17 protein-coding genes are annotated in these 17,182 nt (G+C 70.8%); 6 read left to right on the top strand and 11 right to left on the bottom strand.

Translation table 11 applies throughout. The annotated features are described in order from the left end of the window. Window positions 1–2: 2 nt before the first annotated feature. From ACWEIJ_RS28730 to ACWEIJ_RS28715, 4 genes are read right to left on the bottom strand one after another with little or no spacing between them, the layout of a single operon-like run. Entirely contained in the window at window positions 3–986 is a 984-nt protein-coding gene (locus tag ACWEIJ_RS28730) for an ABC transporter ATP-binding protein (protein WP_449840355.1), read from the bottom strand. Then, complete coding sequence (locus ACWEIJ_RS28725) at window positions 986–1,807, bottom strand: carbohydrate ABC transporter permease (RefSeq protein ID WP_449840354.1); 822 nt, start codon at window positions 1,805–1,807, stop codon at window positions 986–988. The genes ACWEIJ_RS28730 and ACWEIJ_RS28725 overlap by 1 nt, the downstream gene beginning before the upstream one ends. Continuing rightward, window positions 1,804–2,682 (bottom strand): carbohydrate ABC transporter permease, encoded by an 879-nt coding sequence (locus ACWEIJ_RS28720; RefSeq protein WP_449840353.1) that lies wholly within the window; start codon window positions 2,680–2,682, stop codon window positions 1,804–1,806. The genes ACWEIJ_RS28725 and ACWEIJ_RS28720 overlap by 4 nt, the downstream gene beginning before the upstream one ends. Next, complete coding sequence (locus ACWEIJ_RS28715) at window positions 2,663–4,042, bottom strand: extracellular solute-binding protein (protein ID WP_449840352.1); 1,380 nt, start codon at window positions 4,040–4,042, stop codon at window positions 2,663–2,665. Before ACWEIJ_RS28715 ends, ACWEIJ_RS28720 begins: the two co-directional genes overlap by 20 nt. A 132-nt stretch (window positions 4,043–4,174) precedes the next feature. Here ACWEIJ_RS28715 and ACWEIJ_RS28710 point away from each other — a divergent pair, with 132 nt between their 5' ends. From ACWEIJ_RS28710 to ACWEIJ_RS28700, 3 genes are read left to right on the top strand one after another with little or no spacing between them, the layout of a single operon-like run. After that, a complete protein-coding gene (locus tag ACWEIJ_RS28710) occupies window positions 4,175–5,293 on the top strand; it encodes an alpha/beta hydrolase family protein (RefSeq protein WP_449840351.1) in 1,119 nt (372 codons plus the stop codon). Window positions 5,294–5,335: 42 nt separating this feature from the next. After that, complete coding sequence (locus ACWEIJ_RS28705) at window positions 5,336–8,845, top strand: BTAD domain-containing putative transcriptional regulator (RefSeq protein WP_449840350.1); 3,510 nt, start codon at window positions 5,336–5,338, stop codon at window positions 8,843–8,845. 34 nt (window positions 8,846–8,879) lie between these two features. After that, window positions 8,880–9,560: a GntR family transcriptional regulator gene (locus ACWEIJ_RS28700; protein ID WP_449840349.1), complete on the top strand. Its 681-nt coding sequence runs from the start codon at window positions 8,880–8,882 to the stop codon at window positions 9,558–9,560. 67 nt (window positions 9,561–9,627) lie between these two features. Here ACWEIJ_RS28700 and ACWEIJ_RS28695 read toward each other — a convergent pair whose 3' ends face one another. Together ACWEIJ_RS28695 and ACWEIJ_RS28690 are read right to left on the bottom strand one after the other, a co-directional pair. Beyond that, complete coding sequence (locus ACWEIJ_RS28695) at window positions 9,628–10,029, bottom strand: ATP-binding protein (protein WP_449840348.1); 402 nt, start codon at window positions 10,027–10,029, stop codon at window positions 9,628–9,630. A gap of 82 nt (window positions 10,030–10,111) precedes the next feature. Then, entirely contained in the window at window positions 10,112–10,507 is a 396-nt protein-coding gene (locus ACWEIJ_RS28690) for an ATP-binding protein (RefSeq protein WP_449840347.1), read from the bottom strand. An 83-nt stretch (window positions 10,508–10,590) separates the two neighbouring features. Here ACWEIJ_RS28690 and ACWEIJ_RS28685 point away from each other — a divergent pair, with 83 nt between their 5' ends. Continuing rightward, window positions 10,591–11,082, top strand: coding sequence for a 2'-5' RNA ligase family protein (locus tag ACWEIJ_RS28685; RefSeq protein ID WP_449840346.1), 492 nt, complete (start codon window positions 10,591–10,593; stop codon window positions 11,080–11,082). Between the two features lie 16 nt (window positions 11,083–11,098). Beyond that, window positions 11,099–11,650, top strand: coding sequence for a copper resistance CopC family protein (locus ACWEIJ_RS28680; protein WP_449840345.1), 552 nt, complete (start codon window positions 11,099–11,101; stop codon window positions 11,648–11,650). Here ACWEIJ_RS28680 and ACWEIJ_RS28675 read toward each other — a convergent pair. Together ACWEIJ_RS28675 and ACWEIJ_RS28670 are read right to left on the bottom strand one after the other, a co-directional pair. Then, on the bottom strand, window positions 11,558–12,784 hold the full coding sequence (locus tag ACWEIJ_RS28675; protein WP_449840344.1) for an RNA polymerase sigma factor: 1,227 nt from the start codon (window positions 12,782–12,784) through the stop codon (window positions 11,558–11,560). The genes ACWEIJ_RS28680 and ACWEIJ_RS28675 overlap by 93 nt on opposite strands. Then, a complete protein-coding gene (locus ACWEIJ_RS28670; RefSeq protein WP_449840343.1) occupies window positions 12,781–13,131 on the bottom strand; it encodes a YciI family protein in 351 nt (116 codons plus the stop codon). Before ACWEIJ_RS28670 ends, ACWEIJ_RS28675 begins: the two co-directional genes overlap by 4 nt. Before the next feature lie 60 nt (window positions 13,132–13,191). Here ACWEIJ_RS28670 and ACWEIJ_RS28665 point away from each other — a divergent pair, with 60 nt between their 5' ends. Then, entirely contained in the window at window positions 13,192–15,420 is a 2,229-nt protein-coding gene (locus tag ACWEIJ_RS28665; RefSeq protein WP_449840342.1) for a PEP/pyruvate-binding domain-containing protein, read from the top strand. A 48-nt stretch (window positions 15,421–15,468) separates the two neighbouring features. On the opposite strand, the gene ACWEIJ_RS28660 is transcribed toward ACWEIJ_RS28665, so the two are convergent. From ACWEIJ_RS28660 to ACWEIJ_RS28650, 3 genes are all read right to left on the bottom strand, one after another. Then, the gene (locus tag ACWEIJ_RS28660; RefSeq protein ID WP_449840341.1) at window positions 15,469–15,762 is read right to left on the bottom strand and encodes an HPF/RaiA family ribosome-associated protein; all 294 of its coding nucleotides are present in this window, start codon (window positions 15,760–15,762) and stop codon (window positions 15,469–15,471) included. A 144-nt stretch (window positions 15,763–15,906) separates the two neighbouring features. Continuing rightward, window positions 15,907–16,377 carry a redoxin domain-containing protein gene (locus ACWEIJ_RS28655; protein WP_449840340.1) on the bottom strand — a complete coding sequence of 157 codons (471 nt, stop codon included), beginning with the start codon at window positions 16,375–16,377 and terminating at the stop codon, window positions 15,907–15,909. An 8-nt stretch (window positions 16,378–16,385) separates the two neighbouring features. Further along, the gene (locus ACWEIJ_RS28650) at window positions 16,386–17,177 is read right to left on the bottom strand and encodes a cytochrome c biogenesis CcdA family protein (protein WP_449840339.1); all 792 of its coding nucleotides are present in this window, start codon (window positions 17,175–17,177) and stop codon (window positions 16,386–16,388) included. Window positions 17,178–17,182: the final 5 nt, after the last annotated feature.

Here is a 17,182-nt window from a genome sequence, read left to right as displayed (position 1 = left end):
CCTCACCTCACGAGTAGGCCGGTCTCCTGGTCGTAGCGCAGCACGCGGGCAGCGGGGGCGGTGACGGTCACCGTGGTGCCGACCTCGGGTTCGCGGTCCTCCGGCACGACGTAGCCGATCTGGTCCTCACCGCAGTCCAGCGTCACCAGCGACGTCACGCCGAGGTTCTCCACAATGGACACCGAACCGGTGAACAGCCCTTCCGCGGCGGGCGCCAGGTACTCGGGCCGCACACCGATGATCTCGGCACCGCGCGGCACCAGGTTCATCGGCGTCGAGCCGATGAAGTTCGCGACGAACGTGTCCGCCGGCCGTTGGAAGACCTCGCGCGGCGTGCCGAGCTGCCGGATCCGTCCCGCGTCCATGACCGCGATCCGATCGGCCAGCGCCAGCGCCTCGGCCTGGTCGTGCGTCACGAAGACGGTCGTCAGCGCCAGTTCGCGCTGCAGCCTCTTCAGGAACGTCCGCGCCTCCAACCGCAGTCGAGCGTCCAGATTGGACAGCGGCTCGTCCAGCAGCAGCACCTCGGCGGACGCGGCGACCGCGCGGGCCAGCGCCGCCCGTTGCTGCTGACCGCCGGAGAGCTGGCCGGGGCGGCGATCCAGCAACCCGCCGAGGCTCAGGCCGTCGGCCGTGCGCACGGCGGTCTCCCGCTGCACGGACTTCGCCGCGCCCCGCACCCGCAACGGGTAGGCGATGTTCTCCGCGACGGTCATGTGCGGGAACAGCGCGTAGTCCTGGAACACCATCGCGACCCGGCGGTCACCGGGCGGCAACCGCGTGACGTCCCGCGCACCGATGCCGACCGTCCCCTCCGAGGCGCCTTCGAGACCCGCGATCGTGCGCAGCAGGGTCGTCTTGCCGCAGCCGGACGGTCCGAGCAACGCGAACAGCTCACCGTCGGGAACGTCGAGGTCGAGCGAGTCGACCGCCCGCACCCCGTTGGGGTAGACCGTGGACAGACCGGCGATCGTGATGCCCGCCATCAGCTCTTGATGCCTCCGTGGAACCGGAACCCGTACCGCCTGTTCACGAACAGGTACAGCACGACCACCGGGATCGAGTACAGCAGCGAGAACACCGGGATCACCGTCAGGTCGGCGCTGCCGCCCTCGTCGTAGAGGGTGCGCAGCAGCACCGCCGCCGGCTGCCGGCCGACGTCGCGCAGCAGCAGGAACGGCAGCAGGAAGTTGCCCCAGGCGTTGACGAACGCCCACACGAAGATCGTGGCCACCCCTGGCCGCGCGACCGGCAGCACGACGTGGCCCAGCACCTGGCGCGGTGAGGCGCCGAACACCCGCGCCGACTCCTCGTACGAGCGCGGCACGGCGTCCATGAAGTCCTTGAGGATGAAGATCGCCGCGGGCAGCATGCCACCCGCGATGACCAGCGCCGTGCCGAACCGCGAGTTGATCAGGCCGAGCTGCAGCATCATCACGAAGATCGGCACCATCGCGGCCGTGCCGGTCACCACGCTCGACAGCAGCAACAGCAGGTACAGCAGGAGGTCCCGGCCGGGGATCCGCACGCGCGACAACGCGTAGGCCGCCAGCGCGGCCAGCACCGTCGTCACGACGGTCGCGATCACGCACAGCACCAACGAGTTCACCAACGACGTCAGCGCGTACGGGTGTTCGAACGTCGCCGTGACGTTGGCCGGCGTCCAGTCCGGCCACCTCAGCCCCAGACCGGGTTTCGCGTCGAACGGCGCCGAGGCGAGCCACAGCATCGGCACCGCGAAGAACGCCAGCACGACCGCGATCAGCACGTAGAGTCCGATCCTGCGGACGATCCACAGAGGACTCATGCGCGCCTCCGCAGCAACCTCAGGTACACCAGGGCGATCGCCAGGTTGCCCACCAGCAGCAGCAACGACATCGCGGACGCGTACCCGAGCTGCCCGCTCTCCAGCGCCTGCCGGTAGATCAGCACCGGCAGCACCTCGGACTCGTGGTTCGGCCCGCCAGCGGTCAGCAGGAACGGCGTGAAGTCGTTGGCCGTCCACAGGCTGATCAGCAGGGTGTTCGTCAGCACGTGCCCGCGGATGTGCGGGAACACCACGTCCCGCACCGTCTGCCACGCCGACGCCCCCATCAGCCGCGCGGTCTCCAGCTGCGACGGCGGCACCGCGGCCAGCGCCGAGGTGTAGAGCAGCATCGAGAACGCCGTGCCGCGCCACACGTTGAAGACGATCAGGCTGGTCATCGGGTACTGCACCAGCCAGGCCGTCCGCGGCGACCCGAGCAGCAGGCCGAGCGTGCCGGTGTCGCGGCTGAGCACCGCGAACCACAGGTACGCCACGACCGTGCCCGGCAGGATCCACGACAGCAGCACGAGCCCCTCGACGGTCCGCCGCAGCCCCGGCCGGACCGTGCGCAGCAGCCACGCCAGCCCGAAGCCGAGCGCGTTCTGCCCGACCACCGCGGACCCCAGCACGAACAACGCCGTCAGCCACACCGAGTTCGTGAACAACGGGTCGCGCACGGCGTTGACGACGTTGTCCAGCCCCACCACGCGCGGGTGGGCCGCCGCGGGTCCGGTCAGCTGGTAGTCCGTGATGCCGATGTAGAGCGTCCAGAGCGCCGGGAACACCAGGAAGACCCCGATCAGCACCAGCGCGGGCGCCACGAACGCGACCGCGCGCCGCACCCCCAGCCCGGAGCTATCCAACGTTGCCCTCACCGACCGCCTTCACCAGCGCCTCGCGGTACGCACGTGCCGCGTCGTCCGGACTCTTGCCCGCCACCACATCGGCGGTGGCCTGTTGCAGCGCCGCCGACACCTTCGGGTAGTCGGCGAGCCCCGGCCGGTAGCGGGTGATCGGCAGGACCTCCTCCGCGACGAACGTCAGCATCGGGTCGCCCTTGAGCACCTGGTCGTTGACGTCCTGGCGCTGGGTGAGCTGCGCGGTCCCGGCGAGCGACTCCTTCACCGCCTCGGCGGAGTTGAGGAACCGCAGGAACTCCCACGCCTGCCTCGGGTACTTCGTGTTGGGGTTGATCACCCGCACGCCACCACCGGACATGCTCACGAAGTCCTGCCCGCCCACCCCCGAGCCGGGCCGCTGCGCCGGCACCAGAGCCCAGCCCACGGCGGTGTCGCGGTCGGCCATCTTCGCCACGCCGTTGCGGGGTTCCACCACCGAGCGCCAGAAGTAGTCGCCCTCCAGCAGCACGCCGATCCGGTTCTGGCTGAACAGCTGGAACGACCGGTCGCGGCCCTTGGCCTCCTGCTGCAGCACGGGATCGCCGAGCCCACCGCCGTAGATCTTCCGGTAGAGCCCGAGGACGTCCTTGAGCTGAGCCGAATCCCCTTGCCACTTGCCGTTCTCGTAGATCGGCCTGCCGGTGCCGGCCAACGCGGGCAGCACGCCCTGCATCGTCGTCGCCTCGCCCATCGCGGTACCGGCGTTGAGCTGCAACGGTGTGACATCGGGCAGCGCCTTCAACCGAGCGCCGGCGTCGAGCACGTCCTGCCACGACCTGGGCTGCCAGTCCGCGGGCAACCCGGCCTGCGCGAACAGCTTCTTGTTGTAGAACAGCACGCGCCCGTCCGTGCCCATCGGCACGCCGTACCGCTTGCCGTCGAACTCGCCGAGCCCCTGCACGGCCTTGGGGATCTGGTTCCAGCCGTCCCAGGTGGTGTCGCCGACCACCTCGTTCAGCGGCTTGATCTGCCCGGCCTGCGCGAACTCGCCGAGCCAGATGCCGTCGATCTCGATGATGTCGCCGCCGCCACCGGTCTTGAGGTCCAGCGCCACCTTGGTCTTGTAGTCCTCGTCCCCGGCGCCGTTCTGCTCGAACCTGATGGTCGCCGTGACGCCCTTCGCCTTCTGCAGTTCGGTGAACTTCGGGATCACCCAGTTCTGCAACCAGTTGGCGCCGCGGGCGTTCTTCCCGCCCGCCGCCGCGTTGGCGACGATGGTCAGCGTGATCTCCTTGGCATCGGCGTTGCGCGCCTGATCACCGCCCTGCGTCTGCCCCAGGCATCCCGCCACGAGTCCGCACACCGCCAGCAGGCCGAACACCGTTGTCCGCCGCATCCGTGATCTCCCCACCCAGAGGACCAGTCGGTACGTCAACAACCAACCTGGCACCGGATCACCACGGCCACAAGCTCTCAGTCCCCTCTCAGCGGGCGCCTGCGAGGCTGGCGCGGGAAGGGGGAGATCATCATGCAAACGTTGCTGGCGGCCGTCCTGACCGCCTCGACCCTGGTGTCACCGCAGCTCACCGGGCCTTTCCCGGTCGGCACGTTCGACGCCCACCTGACCGATTCCACACGCGCGGACCCGTGGCAGCCCACGAAGAACCGGGAACTGATGGTGACCGTCAGCTACCCGGCCCACCGCAGCGGGCAGCAGGCGCCCTGGCTCACCGAAGGCCTCGCGACGGCCATCGACCCGATCATCTCCAGCCCGGCCTACCTCGGCATCCCGGCCGGGACCGTCGACTGGTCCGGCACGAAGCGGCAAGCCCGCGCAGACGCTCCACCGATCAAGACCAGGTGGCCGGTAGTGCTGTTCTCGCCGGGCCTGCAGTCGCCGCGCGAGTTCTACGCGGGCGTCGCCGACGACCTGGCGAGCCGTGGCTACGTCGTCGTGACGGTGAGCCACACGCACGAGACCGCGGCTGTGGAGTTCCCCGGCAAGCGCATCGAGTGGGGTCTGATGCAGGACGCCGGACCGGAAACGATGAAGAAGGCCATCGACGCGCGAGTCGCCGACATGCGATTCGTGCTGACACAACTTCCGCGCCTGCACAGGTGGGCGGACACCGGCCGCGTGGGCATCGCCGGGCATTCCTACGGCGGTTACACGGCGGGCGAGACGATGGTCCACGACCGCCGGTTCGACGCGGGCGTCAACATCGACGGCGCGATGGAGCACACCGGCGACGGTGGCACCTACGCGCCCGGTGACGTCGTCACGAAGGGCCTTGACCGGCCGTTCCTGCTGTTCGGCGGCGATCTGGGCGAACGCGAACTCTCGCACGCCGACACGAGCCTCACCAGGACGTGGGCCGACTTCTGGCCCAACCAGCGCGGCTGGAAGCGGGACGTGCACCTGGACGACGGCGCGCACCTCGGCTTCAGCGACCTGCAGTGGTCCGTGCCGCAGATCGCGCAGATCTCGCCGGAGCGCCGCGCGAGTCTCATCGGGACGATCGACCCGCAGGACGCGCTCAGGGCTCAGCACGACTACCTGGCCGCGTTCTTCGACCTCCACCTCAAGCACCGGGGCACGACGCTGTTCGACCGGGCACGGCACGAGGGCGTCCGTCTGGTGCAGTGACGCACAGCCGACTCACAGACACCGGCGGTATGGTCCGGACCGATGTCTGTCGAGTTCAACGTGCTCGGACCGCTGCAGGTCCGCGTCGACGGCCACGAGCTGCGGCTCGGCGGGTTCACCCGCCGGGCCACGCTCGGTTTCCTGCTGCTCAACGCGGGCAGGGTGGTGTCGATCAGCGAGCTGACCGAGGCGTTGTGGCCGGACGGTCATCCCCCGACGGCGCGCGGGATCCTGCTCAACGTCGTGTCGGCGCTGCGCAAGGCCGGGCTCGACCTGGTGACCCGCAAGCCGGGGTACCTGCTGCGCGCGGAACCGGATCGCGTTGACCTGCAACGGTTCCGTGCCGCCGTGGCGCGGGCGGCCACCGCCGCGGGACCGGAGCAGAAGGCCGCGGTCCTGCGGGAGTCACTCGCGTTGTGGCGGGGGCCGGTGCTCGCGGACCTGGTGGCCGACGGCGTCACGTGGCCGGCGCTCGTGGAGATCTCGTACCTGCGCGAGATCGCGATCGAGGACCGGTTCGACGCCGAACTGGCGTGCGGGCGGCACCGCGAGATCGTCGCGGAGCTCGAAGCGCTCGTGCAGGACCATCCGCTCCGGGAACGTTTGCAGGGCCAGCTGATGCTCGCCCTCTACCGGTCCGGCCGGCAGGCCGACGCGCTGGCCGTCTTCCGCGCGGCCCGGGAGCGGTTCGCGGCCGAGCTCGGCATCGACCCCGGCCGCGACCTGGTGGCGCTGGAGCAGGCGATCCTGACGCAGGACCCGTCGCTCGCGCTCACCTCCGCGCGCAATCCCGTTGTGCTGGAACGCAAGAAGGTCAGCGTGCTGGTCGCGCGGCTGCACCTGCCCGGCGCCGGCGAAGCCGCGGACGAGCTGCTGGAGACCTCGGTGGCCGCGGTCCGCGAGACGATCGAGGACCTCGGCGGGGTGATCGTCACGACGCTCGGGTCGACGGTCTGCGCGGCGTTCGGCGCCCCGGCCGGCCGCGAGGACGACGCGGCACGGGCGGTGCGCGCGGCGTTCGAGATCACCGGCCGTCATCCGGCCGCGGCGGCGGTGTGCACGGGCCCGGCGCTGGTCACGTCCGGCGACCGGCTGGAGGTCAGCGGCACGTTGCTCGACGCGGGGCTGCGCAAGGTCGCCCAGGCCGCCGAGGGCGAGGTGAGGACGTGCCCGGCGACGGACCGCACGCTCACGCCCGCCGGCGACGACACGCCGTTCGTCGGCCGGTCGGGCGAGCTGGCCAGGTTGTGCGAGGCCTACGAGCAGGTGCGGCGGGCGAACCGGCCGCGGCTGATCACGCTGGTCGGTGAGCCGGGTACGGGCAAGTCCCGGCTGGTCAGGGAGTTCGCGGCGGGCCGCCGGGTGCTGACCGGCCGCACTCCCCCGTTCGGCCGCGACGACGTGTTCGCGCCGCTCGCGGAGATCGTGCGCGCTCACGCGGGCATCTTCGACTCCGACCCGCCGGACGTGGTCACGACCAAGGTCAAGGCGATCAGCGACGACCCGTGGCTGGTCACGCAGCTGTGCGCGCTGGTCGGCGTGAGCCCGCAGGGCGGTGACGTGCTGATGGCGTGGCGCCGGCTGGTCGAGCAGCTCGCCGCCGAACCGCTGGTGGTCGTCGTCGAGGACCTGCACTGGGCGGACGACCTGCTGCTGGACCACCTGCACGGCCTCGCCGGCACCGCCGACGACGTGCCGCTGCTGCTGGTCGTCACGGCACGGCCGGAGCTGCTGGAACGCCGACCGGCCTGGGGCGAGGTGATCGCGCTCGACGCACTGTCCGAAGAGGACACCACGCTGCTGCTCAAGATGCTGACGACCCGGCACGGGGTGACGGCCGACCTGCCGGAGCTGCTGCGGCACTCGGCGGGCAACCCGCTGTTCGCCGGCGAGTACGTGCGCATGCTCCGCGACGGCGGCGAGAACACCCTGCCCGACACCGTGCAGACGGTGATCGGCGCACGGCTCGACTCGTTGCCACCGCTGGAGAAGGTCGTGCTGCAGGACGCGGCCGTGCTCGGCGCGACGGTGTGGCCGGGCGCGGTCGCCGCCGTCGCCGAACGCGACGTCGCCGAGGTCACCCGGTGCCTGGAAGTGCTGCGGCAGCTGGACTTCCTCAAGCGCAGCGCCACCAGCAACGTCGTCGGCGAGACCGAGTACACGTTCAGCCACGTGCTGGTGCGCGACGTCGCCTACGACCGGGTGCCGCGCGCCACCAAGGCCATGAAGCACTACCACGCGGCGGAGTGGCTCAAGGCGCTGCCGTTGGAGCACGTTCCACTGCTGGCACACCACTTCCAGCAGGCGGTGTGGCTGGCCGAGGCCGCCGGGCGCCCGTGCGACGTGCTCGGGCGCAAGGCCCGCGAGGCCCTCACCGAGGTGGGCCGCAAGGCGACCGGGCTGGCCGCGCGCGGCACGGCGGTCCGCTCCTACCAGGCCGCGCTCGCGGTGTGCCCGCCCGGCCACGAGGACCGGGCCGGGCTGCTGACGTTGCTCGGGTCGAGCCTCGCGTGGGACAGCCAGGGCACCGAGGAGCTCGCCGAGGCCGTGGACCTCCACCTGGCGAGGAACGACTTCGCGGGCGCGGCGGAGGCCTCCGCGGCCGCGTGGCGGGCCTGCTTCCACCGGGGCGATCACCTGCAGGCCCAGCGTCAGCTCGACCGCACGCTGGAGTTCCTGGCGAAGGCCGAACCCAGCGAACGGACGTACGGCGTCATGGCGCACGCCGCCCACTCGCTGACCCTGGCGGCCAGGGCCGACGAGGCGATCGTCGCGGCACGGGCGGCACTGGCCGGCGCGACCGGGCCGGACCGGGCGGTCGCGCTGGAGACGCTGGGGCTCGCCAGGGTGAAGAAGGGTGATCCGGCGGGGATCGACGACATCCGCCAGGCCATCGCGGAACGGCGTGCCGCGGGGCTCTCCTACAGCCTGGGCCTGATCAACCTGGGCACCGCGTACGCGACGCTCGGCGACTCCCGCGCGCGCAAGGCCGCCCGAGCCGAGGCACGCGTGGCGGCCCTGCGGCACGGCGACGAGTTCTCGCTGTCGTTCCTCGACTCGTCGCGCTACGTCGAGCTGTTCTGGGAAGGCCGCTACGACGAGGCGCTGGGCAACCTCGACGAGTCCATCGCCAACGCGCCCAGCCAGCCCTACCTCTACTCCATCCGCGGCCGCATCCGGTTGCTGACCGGCGATGTCGGCGGTGCCCGCGCGGACGCCGCGAAAGCACTCGAGACCGCGAGGACGAAGGCGCATCCCGGCGAACTGCAGCACCCGCTGGTGCTGCGGGCGCGGATCGCGTTGCTCGACGGCGAACCGGTCGACGTGGAGGAGCTGCTCACCCTGCTGCCAGGCCGGCAGATCACCGGCCCGATCGGCGCTGGCCTGCCGATCGTGCTCGAAGCCGCGGGACACGGGCCGGAGTGCCTCGCGGAGGTGTCGTGGTCGCGCTGGAAGGACGCCGCCCTCGCCCACCTCAGCGGGAACAGGGCGGAGGCCGTCGCGACCTACCAGGAGATCGGCTCGATCCCGGACGCGCTGGAAGCTCAGTGAGTCGCTGGTTATCGGCCGGAAATAGCGTCCGGGTGTGTCCGCCATCCCGCGCTACTACCAGGCCAAGACCAAGCTGCTCGACCTGCTGAGCGAGCTGCCCGACAACACGCCGTTCCCGCCGGAGCGCGAGCTCGCCGAGCTGTTCGGCATGTCCCGCACGACGATCCGCAAGGCGCTGGACGAGCTGGTCCTCGAAGGCAAGCTGATCCGCAAGGCCGGGCGTCAGGGCACGGCCGTCGCGCCCCGCAAGCAGGTCCACCGGCTGAGCCTCGACGCCCTCGTCCAGGACCTCGCCACCCGCGAGTCGGTCGTCGTGCGGACAATCGGCGCGCAGGACGTGATCAACGTCGAGGCCGTGCTCGTCCGAGGGGACGAGCCGATCGGCGTCAGATCGACGTACCTGCGCGCCTCCCAGTTCCCCGGCCTCGCCGAGGTCTACGACCGCGGTGCGCCGCTGCGGAGGTTCCTCGTGGACAGGTACAAGGTCCGCTTCGGCGAGCTGCACCCGTGGTGCACCACCGCCCTGGCCACGCCGCGCATCGCCGGGATGCTCGACATCAGGCCCGCCACACCGGTGCTGTCGATCGCGTGGATGGCCCACGACTTCCGCGGCGTTCCGGTCGAACGGTCGTGGGTCGTCCTGCGGGGCGATCGCGCGCACCTCACGATGCACCTGCCGCGGGCCGATCACGTCGTGCGCCGGTCGACCGCTTAAGAGCCCTTCATGTCCTCAGCGTGCCACCGGCACGCGACGAAGGCCCGCGTTGGGCTAGACCAGGGTCTCATCTGACCGTGGACACGTCCGCCCACACCGTCTTCAGGTCCGGGAACCGGTTGTGCCCCCAGACCTGCGCCAAACCGTTGACCAGCAACAGCCCCCGCTGCCGGCGCCCGAGAAACCCCATCCGCCCCAGCTGCGGGAACCGGCCGGGGGTCCCGTCGTCGACTTCGACCCGCACCACCTCGCGTTCCGGCAGGTGCAGAATGCGCGCCCGCCGCGGTGGTGCGGCGTGGTGGTAGGCGTTGCTCACGAGCTCCGTGGCGACGACCATCACGTCGACCACGAGGTTCTCGTGCATCCCCTGCAGGAGGCGCCGCACCTGCGCCCGCACGTCTGCGAGCGGCAGCATTCCCTCTGGTAGGACGAGGTCCAGTCGTTCTCCGGACCGTCCTGCGATACCCATCAGCGTCTCCCCGTGCCCTGTTCGTTCAAGGCAGCTGGTTCCGTACCCAGGAGTGCGCGAATCGAAACCCACCGAACTTCACTCACATCTCTCTGGGAAGGTCGGCCCAGACCACGGTGCCGCCGTGCGCCCTGTCGACACCCCAGCGATCCGACAGCCGCGCGACCAGCACCAGCCCGTAGCCGCGCTGCGGACGGGACACCTTCCGCAACGGCGGCCGGGCGAGGGCGTCGTGCGCGATCTCGACCCGGATCCTGCCCTTCTCCACCACGACTCTCAGGAACGACGGCTCGGACGTGTACCGGTAGGCGTTGCTGACCAGCTCGTTCACCACCAGCAACACGTCGGCCACGCACTCCGGTCGCTCCCCGGTGAGCTCCAGCCGGACCCAGCGCCGGACGGTCGCCAGTGACGGCCGCTGCCTGCCCAGCGGCAGATGCGCCGGCTCACCCGCCCTCGCTGCCTGGTCGCGCGCCAAACCGCTCCTCGGTCTCAGAGTTGATCAGATCGGGCGCGGGTTACCCGACTGCATCGGTCACCAAACCATCACACAATGCAGGTGTGAGGTTGTCCGTGGCCGTGTGGCCGCCATCGGAGATCGTCGAGGTGCTTCAGGCCCTGCACCGGCCGCCGGGAATCCAGTGGTCGGTGCCCGAGCAGTGGCTGGTCAAGGTGCGGCCGCTCGGCACCGTGCCCGACCGCCTGGTGCCCGGCCTGGCCGACGCGCTGGCCGAGGAGCTCGACGGCGCACCGGCCACCAGGTGCGTGCTGGGACCGCGGACGAGGCCGATCGGGCAGTGGCTCGGCGTGCCGGTGTCCGGGCTGGACGACCTGGCCGCTGCGGTGTTCGCCGCGACCTCACCGATCGTGCCCGTCACCCATCCCCAGCCCTTCCAGGCGTACGTGGTCATCGCACGCGGCCGCGTGCCGTCCGATTCGGCCGGCGCGGCGATCAGTGGCGAGTGGACCGCCGATCACGTCGCGTTGGTGGCGGACCGGAGCGCACCTGGCCGGCCGCGGTTCGAGGACCTGGCCCGCTTCGAGCTGTGCTGACCATTACGCTGCGCGCGTGAGGCGTTACTTCAGCGCGCTCGTGCTGGCACTGCTCGCCGCGACGGCCGTGGCCGTCCCCGCGCAGGCCCACGCCGAGCTCAAGAGCAGCACCCCGGCGTCCGGCGCGACCCTCGACGCCCCGCCCAAGACGGTCGAGCTGACGTTCAGCGACACCGTCAGCCTGCCCGACGGTGACGCGGTCACCATCACCGGGCCCGACGGCGTGAAGTGGCCGATGAGCCAGGCCCGCGCCGTCGACAAGACGATCACGGCGACGGTCGGTGCCGACGCGGTCGCGCACGCCGGGGCGCACACACTCGCGTGGCGGGCGCAGTCCGACGACGGTGACGTCATCTCCGGCACGTTCACCTTCACGGTGAGCCTGGTGGCGCAGACCTCGTCCGCTGCCCCGACGACGACGTCGTCGGTGACGATGAGCGCGCCGGTGACGAACGCTCCCCCGGCGACCGCGCCGTCATCCGGTGGCGTGCCCGCCTGGGTGTGGATCGTGGTCGTGCTGCTCGTGCTCGTGGGCGCGGTCCTGCTGATCCGCCGTCGCAAGGCCTAGCCGCCTGCGCAGGAGGTCGCGTTCGGCCGGGTGCTCCGCCAGGTCGAGCGCGGCCTCCAGCGCCGCGCGCGGGTCCCTGCCCAGCCGGTGGAGCAGGTCGGCGCGGACGGCGTGGAACAGGTGGTAGCGGTCGAGGTCGAGCGCCTCCACTTCGCGCAGTGCCTCTTCCGGTCCTCGCGTTTCGGCGACCGCCACGGCGCGATGCAGTGCCACGACCGGACTCGGCGTGATCGCCAGCAGCTGGTCGTAGAGCGCCACGACCTGATGCCAGTCGGTGGGCGGATCGCTGTGCACGGCGTTGATGGCGGCCTGAATCTGGTACGGGCCCGGCCGGTTCCAGCGCAGGCAGCGGCGCACGACGTCCTGGCCCTCGGCGATCAGGTCCGCGTCCCACCGCTCCCGGTCCTGGTCCTGCAGCAGCACCAGCTCGCCGTCACGCAGCCGGGCGTCCCGCCGTGACGCGACCAGCAGCATCAACGCGAGCAGCCCCCACACCTCGGGTTCGTCGGGCATGAGTCCCGCCAGCACCCGGCCCAGCCGGATCGCCTCGGTCTCCAGCTCCCGTTCGCCGAGGTAGCCCTCGTTGAAGATGAGGTAGACGACCGCGAGCACCGCCTTCAGGCGTCCGGGCAGATCGGCGTCGCGCGGCACCCGGTACGGGATGCGGGCCGCGCGGATCTTGCCCTTGGCCCGCACGATCCGTTGCGCCATCGTCGGTTCCGGCACCAGGAACGCCCTGGCGATCTCCGCCGTGGTGAGCCCGCCGAGCAGCTTGAGCGTGAGGGCGACCTGGGCCGGCAGCGCGAGCGACGGGTGGCAGCAGGTGAAGATCAGCCGCAGCCGGTCGTCGGGCACGTCCTGCACCTCCTCCTCCGGTTCGTGCCGGAGCAACGCGGCCTGCGCGTACTTCTCCCGGCCCTTGCTCTCCCGGCGCAGTCTGTCGATGGCCCGGTTGCGGGCGGTGGTGATGATCCAGCCCGCGGGTGCCGGCGGGACGCCCTTCACCGGCCACTGCTCGGCGGCCGTGGTGAAGGCGTCCTGCACCGCCTCCTCGGCGAGGTCGAGGTCGCCGAGGACGCGGGTCAGGACGGACACCGCGCGGCCGTACTCCGCCCGGAAGATCTGCTCGATCATGCGAACGCGATCGGCCTGACCTCGACCGACAACGGGCTCAGCACGGTCGCGAGCCGCCGTCCCCACTCCAGCGCCTCGTCGAGGTCCCCCGCCTGGATGATCGTGAACCCACCGATGTGCTCCTTGCCCTCGGTGAACGGGCCGTCGGTCATGAGCACGTCGTCGTCCTCGGCCCTGAGCACGGTCGCGGTCGACGCCGGGTGCAGACCGACCGCGAACACCCACACGCCCTTGGCCCGCATCTCCTCGTTGAGCTGCTCCAGGTTCGCCACGATCGGGTCGAGCACCTCGGGCGGTGGGGCATCACCATCGGGCTGGTAGATGCTGAGCAGGTACTTCTGGGTCATGGTGGTCTCCTTTCGCCCTTTGTACGAACGCGAGGCGTCCGATTCGACGACCATGGCGACATGATCCCGTTGATCCTCCCGCTCGACGACTCGCGAGCCGACCTGGCGGCGGCCGGGGGCAAAGCGGCCTCGCTGGCCAGGCTGACGCGGGCGGGGCTGCCGGTGCCCGCCGGCTTCTGCCTCACCACCCGTGCCTACCGCGAGCGGTCGATGGAGGGCGTGCTGGAGGCGTTCCGGCGGCTGGGCGGGCCGGTGGCGGTGCGGTCGTCGGCCACCGCGGAGGACCTGCCGGGACTGTCGTTCGCCGGACAGCACGACACCGTGCTGAACGTCGGTGAGGAAGGGCTGTTCGACGCGGTCCTGCGGTGCTGGGACTCGCTGCGGTCCGCACGGGCCGTCGCCTACCGCGAGCGCAACGGCGTCGAGTCCGCCGAAATGGCCGTGGTCGTGCAACGGATGGTGCCCGCGGACGTGTCCGGGGTGCTGTTCACGGCGGATCCGGTGACCGGCCGTCCCGAGCCGGTGATCAACGCGGTGCACGGCCTCGGTGAGGCGCTGGTCAGCGGTGAAGCGGACTCGGCCGACCTGCTCTCCGCCGCGCAGAAGGCCTCGCTGATCGCGTTGGGTGAGCGGATCGAGGCGTTGTACGGGACACCGATGGACGTCGAGTGGGCGCTGGCGGGCGAGGAGTTCCAGATCCTGCAGGCCCGGCCGATCACGTCGTTGCGGGTCGAGTGGAACGACACCCTCGACGGCGACTACCTGTGGTCCAACGGCAACGTCGGCGAGGCCGTCCCCGAGGTGATGACGCCCGTGACTTGGTCGCTGGTGAGGGTGTTGTCGAGCATGACGATCGGGCCGCACCGGATCTCCGGCAACATCGGCGGCCGCTTCTACCTCAACGTCAGCACCTACACCGCGCTCGGCACGGCGATCGGCAAGGCCGAGGAGATGCTGCGGTCCGGCGAGGAGACGTTCGGGCGCATCCCGGCCGGGGTGACGGTGCCGCCGCTGCCGATGTCCCGGCTCGCGATCCTGCGGGCGGTGCTCAGGAGCGCGGGCGGGCCGCTCAAGCAGCAGTTCCTCTACCGGACGCGGCTGCCGCGGCTGCTGCGCGACAACCCCGGCCGCTGCGCCGTCGCGCACCGGCGGATCGCGGACTGCACCTCGCCGGAGGAGCTGCTGAAGCTCTGGCGGCGCGAGCTCGACCACCTGCTGCGGTTCGTCTGCCCGGTCCTCGACGCCGGTGCGCGCATGATCGCGGGCGGGCCGGCGGCGTTCCGGCGTGAGCTCGTCGCGCTGGTCGGCGAGGAGGACGCGGCCACGTTGCTGACCGGCTTCCACGACGGCGGCGGGCTCGCGAGCCTGGGACCGCTGGTCGGGCTCGCGCGGTTGCGGTCGGGCGAGATCGACCGGGACACGTACGCGCGGACGTGGGGTCATCGGTGTGCCGGCGAGTTCGAGGTCTTCGCGCCGCGTCCGGCCGAGGACCCGGACTGGATCTCACGCCAGCCGGCGACGCTGGCCGACCCCGAGACGTTGTTGTCCCGTCAGGCTTCCGCGCGTGCGGCCGCGTGGGATCGTTTGGTGGCAACGCATCCGGAGAAAGCCGCCGGAATCCGCAAGCGGCTCGACCGGATCGGCGCCGGTGCGCGGGCGCGGGAACAGGCCCGGTCGGAGATGGTGCGGGTGTTCTGGGTGATGCGGGCGTTCGTGCTGCGCGCCGGGGAGCTGACGGCGTCCGGCGACGACCTGTTCTTCCTGCCCGTCGACGACGTGCTGCGCGTGCTGGGCGGCGAGACGTCGTTGCTGGACCGGGTGCACGCGCAACGGCAGGCCTACGAGCGTTATCGCGCGCTGCCGCCGTATCCCGCGGTGATCCGGGGCCGGTTCGACCCGGAGTCGTGGGCCGCTTCCGCGGACCGGCGCGCCGACCTCTACGACGCGACCACCGACGTGCCGATGCCGGCGGACGTCACCGGTTTCCCGGGCTCGGCCGGTGTGGTCGAGGGTGTCGCACGGGTGCTGACCCGCGTCGAGGACGGCGAGTCGCTGCGGCAGGGCGAGATCCTCGTGACCACGGTGACCAACATCGGCTGGACGCCGTTGTTCACCCGTGCCGCCGCTGTCGTGACGGACGTCGGTGCACCTCTCTCGCACGCGGCGATCGTGGCTCGGGAACTGGGAATCCCGGCGGTGGTGGGCTGCGGCAACGCCACGACGCGAATCGCCACAGGAGACGTCATCCAGGTGGATGGGGCGCGAGGAACCGTGAAAAAGGCGCGGTGAACCCACCACCCGTCCGCCGCCAGGTGGTGGGTCGCGGTCAGCCGAGGCTCAGTTGTGCACGGGCACGCAGCTGTTCATCGAGACGAGCTGACGTCGCATGCGTTCCCGCAGCAGATCGATCACCTCGGTGACCGTGTCCGCCTCCGCGTACGCCTGCACCTCGACCCACTTCAGGTCGAGCCGGGCGTGGGCGTGGATCACGGACTTGTCCGAAGTCAGGTTGACCCAGGCGAAGTCGACCCGGTCGGGAGCGTACCGGTCCAGCGAGCCGATCCGCGCAGACGCGTAGTCCCTGGCCTGCTCGGGGATGGCCTCCGCGAGCGAGACCTGGATGTAGTCCATCGACACCTGCCTCCTCAAGGCCGCGCGACATCGCCGCGTGGCCAGTCCGACGATACGAATCCGATCGCAACGCCGAACCAGGCGTTGGTCCCGACAGCGCAGGGTCTTTCTACTGAGATGGTGCAGTCCTGCGCTTTAGTGATGTCACTGGACCAATGCGGACAAGCGCTGGTCGAGCTGTTCCTCGGTCGGTGAACCGGTGAGCAGCTCGAAGGTGCCGTCCTTGCGGATGAACGCGAACGTCGGCTGAGCGGTCACGCCGAACCGCTTCCACACCGCGCCGTCGAGGTCCGCCAGGTGCGGGAAGGCGGTCATCTTGTGGTCGGACACGAACTTCTGCATCGCGTCCAGCTTGTCCTCGGCCGCGACGCCGACGAACTCCACCTTGTCGTGCCGCTTGGCGATGCCGTCCACGGTCTCCGCCTCGGCGTTGCACGACGGGCACCACGGCGTCCAGAACCACAGCACGGCCGGCTGACCGACGATCTTGTCACCGCGGAACTCCGCCCCCTCCAGCGTCTTCGCGGTGAACTGGAACTTCTCCGGGGTGGGCGCCTTCTGCGCGCACCCCGCGAGCAGCAGCACGACTCCCAGCAGTACTCCGAGGATGCGCATCGGGCTCCTCACCTCCTGTCAGGGCGTACGGCCTTGCGCCTCCTCCGGTTCAGCCACCACGCGCTCGCGAGCACCAGCACGACCGCGAACGGCCAGGGCCCGAGCGCCCCGACGATCTCGGCCAGCCGGTTCTGGAACCAGCCGGCCGCGCCCACGACCGGGTCGACCGCACTGCCGCCGGCCAGGAACAACCGCAGCTCGTAGACGCCGTAGTAGGTCACGTACGCACCCATCACGACGAGCACCACACCGCCGATGCGCCCGACGTGCGGCAGAAGCTTCCTGATGCGCGGTGCGAGCAGAGAACCGGCCACGGCCAGTGCGGTGACCACGAGCCCCATGCCCAGCGCGTAAGCGACGAACGCGATGAAACCCGACTCCAGCGATGCGCCGACGAGCACGAGGAACGGGCCGATCGCGCACGAGAGGGACGCGATGGCGAACGCGATGCCGTAGCCGTACATCGACCAGAGGCTCTTCGGCGCGGCCCGCAGCTTCGGCAACCGGAGGTAGAACTCGCGACCGAGCAGCAGGAACACGCCGATGACGAGCATGGCGAGCCCGATCACGACCGTCACGAACGGCAGGTAGCGCTTGAGGGTCGTGGCGATCGGGGTCAGGACGAGCCCGAACAGTCCGAAGAACGTGACAAAACCGGCAGTCATCACCAAACCGGACACCACGGCACGCCCGGCGTTGTCCCGCGCGACGAGCGCCAGATACGCGGGCAGCATCGCGAATCCGCACGGGTTGACCGTGGCGAGCATTCCGGCGAGAACCGCCAAGGCGATGTCGTTCACGTCGG

This window comes from Lentzea sp. NPDC004789 (assembly GCF_053601075.1).
This window is presented reverse-complemented; position numbering and strand designations above follow the sequence as displayed.